The organism is Anaeromicrobium sp., from assembly GCF_025210435.1.
GTDB lineage: Bacteria > Bacillota > Clostridia > Peptostreptococcales > Thermotaleaceae > Anaeromicrobium.
On sequence record NZ_JAOART010000067.1, the window covers coordinates 58,144 to 65,954 of the forward strand.

Annotated in this window: 9 protein-coding genes; 2 read left to right on the plus strand and 7 right to left on the minus strand. The window is 30.4% G+C overall.

All coding sequences use genetic code 11. The features are described from left to right. Positions 1-121: 121 nt before the first annotated feature. The 6 genes from N4A57_RS08320 to yedE all read right to left on the minus strand — a co-directional run bounded on the left by N4A57_RS08320 (position 122) and on the right by yedE (position 3,645). Complete coding sequence (locus tag N4A57_RS08320) at positions 122-796, minus strand: tetratricopeptide repeat protein (RefSeq protein ID WP_293657484.1); 675 nt, start codon at positions 794-796, stop codon at positions 122-124. 145 nt (positions 797-941) lie between these two features. Next, positions 942-1,490 carry a ferritin family protein gene (locus N4A57_RS08325; RefSeq protein ID WP_293657486.1) on the minus strand — a complete coding sequence of 183 codons (549 nt, stop codon included), beginning with the start codon at positions 1,488-1,490 and terminating at the stop codon, positions 942-944. Between the two features lie 148 nt (positions 1,491-1,638). Then, entirely contained in the window at positions 1,639-1,938 is a 300-nt protein-coding gene (locus N4A57_RS08330; RefSeq protein ID WP_293657487.1) for a sodium ion-translocating decarboxylase subunit beta, read from the minus strand. Between the two features lie 176 nt (positions 1,939-2,114). After that, positions 2,115-2,354, minus strand: coding sequence for a DUF3343 domain-containing protein (locus N4A57_RS08335; RefSeq protein ID WP_293657489.1), 240 nt, complete (start codon positions 2,352-2,354; stop codon positions 2,115-2,117). Between the two features lie 12 nt (positions 2,355-2,366). Continuing rightward, positions 2,367-2,573, minus strand: coding sequence for a sulfurtransferase TusA family protein (locus tag N4A57_RS08340; protein WP_293657491.1), 207 nt, complete (start codon positions 2,571-2,573; stop codon positions 2,367-2,369). Continuing rightward, entirely contained in the window at positions 2,566-3,645 is a 1,080-nt protein-coding gene (yedE, locus tag N4A57_RS08345) for a YedE family putative selenium transporter (RefSeq protein WP_293657493.1), read from the minus strand. The genes N4A57_RS08340 and yedE overlap by 8 nt, the downstream gene beginning before the upstream one ends. 348 nt (positions 3,646-3,993) lie before the next feature. On the opposite strand from yedE, the gene N4A57_RS08350 reads away from it, so the two are divergent. Beyond that, positions 3,994-5,142, plus strand: coding sequence for an aminotransferase class V-fold PLP-dependent enzyme (locus N4A57_RS08350; RefSeq protein WP_293657494.1), 1,149 nt, complete (start codon positions 3,994-3,996; stop codon positions 5,140-5,142). A 276-nt stretch (positions 5,143-5,418) separates the two neighbouring features. Here N4A57_RS08350 and N4A57_RS08355 read toward each other — a convergent pair whose 3' ends face one another. Further along, entirely contained in the window at positions 5,419-6,216 is a 798-nt protein-coding gene (locus tag N4A57_RS08355) for a hypothetical protein (protein ID WP_293657495.1), read from the minus strand. A 146-nt stretch (positions 6,217-6,362) separates the two neighbouring features. Here N4A57_RS08355 and N4A57_RS08360 point away from each other — a divergent pair, with 146 nt between their 5' ends. Further along, positions 6,363-7,661: a response regulator gene (locus N4A57_RS08360; RefSeq protein WP_293657496.1), complete on the plus strand. Its 1,299-nt coding sequence runs from the start codon at positions 6,363-6,365 to the stop codon at positions 7,659-7,661. The last annotated feature ends 150 nt before the right edge of the window (positions 7,662-7,811 follow it).

Genomic DNA, 7,811 nt, shown 5'->3' on the forward strand with positions numbered 1-7,811 from the left:
ATTAGACATGGGAAAATAAAAATCAATGGAAAAAATATTATTATTGGAAATAAATTATATATGAAAGCACCTGAATATATATATTCAGGTGCTAAATTATTTTGGGCCTAGAAAATCCTTCTTATGTAATTTTTCTTATCCTAGATAAAATTGCCCATTTTCTATGGATTCTTCTTATTCCCTTTGGACAATAGGAGTACTCCTTTATGGCCTTTGAAAATAATCTCTTTGCCTTATGCTTATTACCTAACTTCTTATAGATCATTCCCATTTTATATAGATTTTGTGTATTGGAAAATCTCTCTATTTTTTCTTCTAAATCATTCATTTTATCTAAATCTGATGATTTACTTTTCATTTCGCTATCTAATAAATATATATAAGATAGACCATATCCTACACTTGGATTTAAATCTAGTGCCCTTATAATATACTCTTTTCCTTCAGTACTTTCTCCTATTTCCATTAAGCTTATGCCTAGATTATAAAGATAATTAGGCGTTTCATTATCTTGCAATTTATGATGCTTTAAATATTTTATTGCCTCTTCATACTTTTTCTTTTCCACATAGGATAATCCTAAAGATAGGGCTGCTTGAGCATTTTGAGGATTTAATTCTAAAGCCTTTAAGTTTTTCTTTATTCTACTATTTCTTCTAAAGGACTTTGTAAAATCAGGTAAAAAACCAAAATAAAATTTGTCAGCTAGTCCATATATGATAACTACACTTATTAAAGCCATTATTGGACTTCCTGTGAACATCCTAATTATAAAATATAAAATAAAACCTTTCATTGTGTATACCTCCATTTCCTGTTTTTACAAACAATTACAATTATACACAACATGGACTTTCCTGACAATTACAGGATTATGACAATTATATTAAATTGTACTAAAAAAAGCAGACACAATTTAGTGTCTGCTTCATGTATTATTCTTATTTCCCAAAATATCTCTTTAATAGTCCATTGAAAGCTGAACCATGTCTCGCTTCATCTTTACACATTTCATGTACTGTATCATGGATTGCATCTAAGTTTAATTTCTTAGCCTTAGTTGCTAATTCCTTTTTACCCATACAGGCTCCGTGCTCTGCATCTACCCTCATTTGTAAGTTTTTCTTAGTAGAGTCTGTTACTACCTCTCCTAATAACTCTGCAAATTTAGCAGCGTGCTCTGCTTCTTCCCATGCTATTCTCTTATAGGCTTCTGCCACCTCTGGATATCCTTCTCTATCCGCTTGACGGCTCATTGCTAAGTACATTCCTACTTCTGTACATTCTCCCATGAAGTTTTGTCTTAATCCTTCTATAATTTCAGGGTCCACATCCTTAGCCACTCCTACAAAATGTTCATCTGCCCAGCTTAAATCCGTCTCAGATTGTACTATAAATTGTGCCTTTGGCGCCTTACACTGAGGACAGACCTCTGGTGCTTCTGATCCTTCATGTACATATCCACATACTTTACAAATAAATTTTTCCATTTTTAATTTCCTCCTATTAATTCACTTTTAATCTATACGATTTTTTTATTATCTATGGTGTTAAAGAGTTCTTTTTTATCACCTTGATTTCGTGCCCATAGTATATATACCACCTAAAACCCATTTAAAACATATTTTTTTATTTTTTTCATATACCTAATATTTTTTCCGTGACTATTTTTACAGGTTTATATAGTCCTAGTGAAATAATAAAGGCTAAAATTCCATTAAAAATCCCCTTTTCCGTTAAAAGAATTATTAGTTTCATCATACTAGTTACTTCTTCCCTTGAATTTGCCACAAATACTACAGTAGGTCCATCAGCGCCTCCAATTATTCCAATACTAGCAGCTTCATTTATAAGGAATAATCTATTAAATCCTATAATCAGTAGTCCTATTAGTAAACTAAGGATAAAATGTTTTTTTAATGTCCATATTTTTTTCATATTATTATCTACCTTTTCTTTCTAAAAATATATTTCTATTTTAACATACCAATTACCCTGAAAAATGTATGTATAAACTTCTTCATTAAAGTCAATAAAAAATCTCCTTCCTGGCTTCTTCTTGTTTTGAATTCTTACCAGAAAGGAGATTAAATTAAAATCTCTGTTTTAAATTATTAATTTTCTTCATAAACTAAATCATATTTACCATTAATTATTTCATATATATTCTCAATATCTTCGTTTATTATGCTAGTTATATTACCATGGAAATTAAACTTAGCACATACACCACAGTTTGAACTTAATTTCCTTGGTACAGGCATTAATTCACAGTTAATATTATTTTTCCTTGAAAATCTTTCAAATTTAATTGCTCCTGAATGTGTAAAAAACAATACAACATATTCTTTCATATAGTTCACATCCTATTTCTCTGCAGAAATTAGATAATCCTCATCCATTTCCCTAATACTTAATTTGTATCCCGAATTTTCTAAAAACCTTGAAACATTATTTTTAGCCGTGTTATCATCTACAAGGATTTTAATACTTGCTGGATTTGACTTAATAGCATTTTTAGTTATAAGAACTGGTTGTGGACAAGACATTCCTCTTACATCTACTTTAGACATTAGTAACATCTCCCTTCTCTTTTTTTACAAGCATTTCTGAATTGAAATAACCTATTAATGCCACAATTATAAAACAAACTATTGTAGCTATTTGACCATTTGGTGAAGGTCCCTTTGGAGATGAGGCCAGACTAAAATTGTGAGCAATGGCAGCACCTACAATCATACCCATAACCGTTATAACAGAATCTGTATTTCCTTCGCCTGCAAGAATTAACTGTCTTAAAGGACAGCCTCCTAGTAAAATAGAACCTAATCCTGTTAATACCATACCTAGGAAATTCCAAAGTCCATCTGAATGAGCCACAGGTTGTGCGTCAAAACCAATTTTAAAATAACCCATAGAAACATTACCTATAAGTGCAAATACTATTACAGCTAGAAAACCTGAAATTAAATATGAATCTTTAAATAGAATCATATCCCTAATTCCGCCAACCATACATAATCTTGTTCTTTGAGCTAATATACCAACTACTAATCCTGCACCTAATGCCATGAATATAGGTGCATGCATAGCTCCTGGTCCCTTTTCACTGAAAAATATAAAAGCTGGGGCAGCAATTAGTAACCCTACTAACAAAATATTTATTACAGGAAAAACAAGCCCTTCAGCTTTAGGTAATCTATAACTTCTTTTAAGATTAAATCCTTTATTCAAGAATAAAATTCCTAAACCTATACCAACTATAAAACCTACTAAACCAATAATTGCGTTTAAGTCTCCCCCTGCAATTCTTAAAACCATTCTAAGAGGACAACCTAAGAACACTAACGCACCTATCATTACAATAGCACCAAGGGTAAAACGAATCATTGGAGACGAACCTCCCCTTGCACTAAATTCCTTATTGGAAAAGGCCATTAAAAATGCTCCTAAAACCAATCCCATTACCTCAGGTCTAAGATATTGAACAACGGCTGCCCTATGAAAGCCTAAAGCCCCTGAAATATCCCTTAAAAAGCATGCAATACAAAATCCCATGTTTTTGGGATTACCAAACTTAACCAACAAAACTGCAATAATCCCCACAATAGCACCTGTAAAAATTATGCCTTTCTTTTCTTTCACTGAAAAAACCTCCTTCTTTTAGAAAAAATAATTCCCATATAATGGTACTATTATTAATACAAAAAGTTAAATTAAATATCCCTATAGTTTTTGGCATATGTATAGAAACATCTAATAGAAAATAGTATTAAATGTAAAAATCTTATATAATTTAGGCATATGAAAAAAAATAAACTAGTCAGTTCTCTCAGGGATTTGGATTATTTTCAAGGCATGGTGCGCGAGCATATTAAACATATGTAAGGGATCCATAAGGAAGAATTTAATTCAAATAACCAGTTAAATGACTAATTTATTTTTTGAATATGCCTTAAAGTAGGTTATTTTAATATTTTAGGAGGTTTGAATATGGAGGGAATATACTTAGATAATGGAGCAACAACCTTTCCTAAAGCACCTGGAGTTGTAGAAAGTATAGGAAATTACTTAACTAATATAGGTTGTAATATAAATAGGGGTGCATATAATTCATCCTTTCAAGCAGAGAACCTAATCTATGACACAAGGGAGCTATTATGTGAGTTATTTAATTTTCATAAAGCAGAAAATGTAGTATTTACTAAAAGCATTACTGAAAGCTTAAATGTTCTAATAAAAGGTTTGTGTAAAAAAGGAGATCATGTGATAGTATCATCTATGGAGCATAACGCCGTAATGAGACCTATAAATTCCCTGAAGAATATGGGAGTAGAATACTCTAGAGTAAAATGTAGCCAAGTTGGAGATTTAAATCCCTCAGATCTTTTAAAGCATATAAAGAAAAATACTAAGGCTGTTATCATGCTTCAGGCTTCAAATGTGTGTGGAACAATTTTAGACTTAGAAAGTGTGGGGAAAATATGCAAGGAAAAGGGTATTTATTTTATTATAGATACTGCCCAAACGGCAGGATTCCTCAATGTTGACTATGAGAAGCTTAATGCAGATGTTATTGCCTTTACAGGGCATAAAGGACTATTAGGACCTCAAGGCATTGGTGGATTTGCAATAAGTGATACTTTAGCCAAGGAAATAGATTCATTTATAGATGGAGGCACAGGTAGTTTATCAGAACACGAGCTACAACCCCAATATATGCCCGATAAATTTGAAGCTGGCACATTAAATATCCCTGGTATATTTGGATTAAATGCCTCTCTCAAATATTTACTTAAGGAAGGTATCAGTTCCATTAGACAAAAGGAACTTTATCTTTTAGAAGAGTTTTTAAACAAGGTTTCAAACATTAATAGTATAAGAATAGTTGGTAAGAATGGAATTGAAGACAGGACTAGCCTTGTATCCCTTGACTTTACTAATCATGATAATGGAGAAATATCCTATAGATTGTATAAGGAGTTTGGTATTATGACAAGATGTGGACTTCATTGTGCTCCATCAGCCCATAAAACATTAAATACCTTTCCACATGGAACAGTTAGGTTTAGTTTTAGTCACTTTAATACAATTCATGAGGTTAATTACACAATTGAAAGTATCAATAAATGTATTAAATAAATTGGCCATATCATAAGATGAGTAGCCATTCTACTCATCTTATGATATGTATATTTACACATATATCTACATACTGTCTACTCTTTTAAAATACATTTTATTACTTTTCCCAGAATCTATTTTTTCTCCCTTAGTAGCATTAAAGGTATATGTATAAACTTCTTCATTAAAATCCACAAAAACCCTATATTGCAACTGTCCTTCTTGATCTTTTACTAATATAACTTTATTAACCTTCCCTTTACTTCATTTGGATATTTCTTCTTACTTTATATCCTACTCATTATTTGTTTCACTTACTTGCACATTTGATTCCTTATTTTCTTCTACCTTATTATCTTCATCTATATTGTTCATATTTTTAATAGTTTCTTTCTCAACATCTTTACCTAAAAGTTTATCCATGTTTTTTTCTAATTTAGAAAGTTCTTCTTGCAATTTTGCTATTTCTTCATTAACTGATTCTAAAGCAAATCCAATCATTAGAGATGCTTTTAAAGGGTCTTTTAGTATATCTATATCTTTAAAATCTATTTTTCCCCTATTTTCTTTTTCCTGTTCTTTAGATTCTTTCACCTCTTTATCCATATCTATTTCTTTATTGATTTCATCTATCCCATCCACACCTTTAAGTTCTTCATCATTTAATTTTTCCATACCCTTGTTGCCATTTTCTATTGCCTTATTCACAATATCTTCAATACCTTCTAGTTTGTCCTCTAATTCTGATTGCATTTCTTCTTTTTCTTCAGTGGAAATATCTTCATTCATAGATTCCTTTATTATTTTTTGGACATCTTCTAATATTCCTGCAACAGATTCATAAAGTTTTAATTTTGCCTCTAATCCCTTTTCCACTTCTTCTTTCTTACCTTCTAGCTTCTCTACCTGTTTAAGGTTTCTTAACTTTAATTTCATTTTCCCTTCCTTAGAAATTTCTAATATGTCATTTCTTTGTTTTATATTATTTTGAATTTTTTCTATGGTAGACTGCTGTTTTCCATTAATCTCTTTACTTTTCATACCAAATTGATTAAATCCAAATGTAGAAATGTTGTTAGCATTAATATTCATTTTTATTCCCCCACAACTTTGTATTTTTTACATATTATACCATATATACATGTAATTTTCACTCTCACATTATCCTCCATAAAAAAGGAATATATTTGAATTTGTCGAATATTAAAAAATATAGTAAATTTTTAGGAGGTGTTTCTGTGAAAATCCTTATTGTAGATGATACTAGATTTAATTTAGAATATGCAAAAAACATATTAATTGAAAATAAAATAGACTGCCATATTCTTTTAGCTAATTCGGGAAAAGAGGCTTTAAACATTATTAATTCTGAAGAAATTGATATTGTTATCCTAGATATTGTTATGCCAGAAATAGATGGCATAGAGACTCTCAAGGAAATTCGAAAAAACAAAGTTCATCATAATATTCCAGTGATTATGTTTACCTCTATTACGGATAAGCAAGCCCTTCAAAAGAGTTTTGAATGTGGAGCTACAGATTTTATAAATAAACCTATAGAACCTATTGAATTCATTTCAAGGATAAAAGCTGCCATGAGAATTAGAAAATATGAACTCAATTTAAAAGAAACTTTAAATACCATAAAGATACAAAATGAAGAATTATTAGATCTAAATAAAAAACTACAAGAAACTCAATCTTATCTTGTTCAAAAGGAAAAATTAATCGCCATAGGTCAACTGGCAGCTGGTGTGGCCCATGAAATCAACAATCCTATAGGATATGTGTCTAGTAATACACAAACCCTTGGTAAATACATATATAAAATAAAGACGACCATTTATAAGTATAGGGAGTTAATGGATTGTTTAAATGATACGAATATTGAATCTAAAGAAATACAAGGTATAATAGAAGAGATTAGTGAATTAAGAAATACATTGGGCTTAGATTTTATTATTGGAGATATAGATTATCTTATAGATGATTCCTTTAAAGGAATTGAAAAAGTGACAAAAATTGTCCAAAGTTTGAGAAATTTTGCTAGACACGACTTAAAGAGCGACTTTAATTATTACGATTTTAACCATCTTCTAGACGAAACCCTACTCCTAGTTAACAATGAAGCTAAACACATTATTCATATAGAAAAAGATCTCCAGGAGTTACCCCTTATATATTGTAACAGAACCCAAATTGGGCAAGTTCTATTAAATATTATGATGAATGCTGTGCAGGCCCTTAAAAGTCAGACTAGAGAAGATGAAGGATTTATCAAAATCTCCGCATATGTTTCTGAAAATCATATTTTTTGTGAAATAATGGATAATGGTCCTGGTATAGATGAAAGTATTATTAACAAAATATTCAATCCATTCTTCACCACAAAGGAAATTGGTGCAGGAACTGGATTAGGTTTAAGCATATCCTATGATATTGTAGTAAATAAGCATTCAGGACAACTTCTAGTAACTAGTAAAACTAATGAGGGAACTACTTTTACTATGAAACTTCCTATAAAAAAAATCACATGATAATTTAACTACGTAAGTTTTGTACAAAAATAGTCTATTCTTTTGGATAATTATTCTTTGGTATTTTAGGCAAAAAATAACTAAAGGTAATACCATATCCCTTATCGAAGTAGTGTTTTCCCACAAACTCTAACGAAAGGTGGTATTACC

Bases quoted from the DNA above. Each gene is read 5' to 3' on its own strand.
- N4A57_RS08320 (WP_293657484.1), bottom strand. From the start codon at position 796: ATGAAAGGTTTTATTTTATATTTTATAATTAGGATGTTCACAGGAAGT.
- N4A57_RS08325 (WP_293657486.1), bottom strand. From the start codon at position 1,490: ATGGAAAAATTTATTTGTAAAGTATGTGGATATGTACATGAAGGATCA.
- N4A57_RS08330 (WP_293657487.1), bottom strand. From the start codon at position 1,938: ATGAAAAAAATATGGACATTAAAAAAACATTTTATCCTTAGTTTACTA.
- N4A57_RS08335 (WP_293657489.1), bottom strand. From the start codon at position 2,354: ATGAAAGAATATGTTGTATTGTTTTTTACACATTCAGGAGCAATTAAA.
- N4A57_RS08340 (WP_293657491.1), bottom strand. From the start codon at position 2,573: ATGTCTAAAGTAGATGTAAGAGGAATGTCTTGTCCACAACCAGTTCTT.
- N4A57_RS08350 (WP_293657494.1), top strand. From the start codon at position 3,994: ATGGAGGGAATATACTTAGATAATGGAGCAACAACCTTTCCTAAAGCA.
- N4A57_RS08355 (WP_293657495.1), bottom strand. From the start codon at position 6,216: ATGAATATTAATGCTAACAACATTTCTACATTTGGATTTAATCAATTT.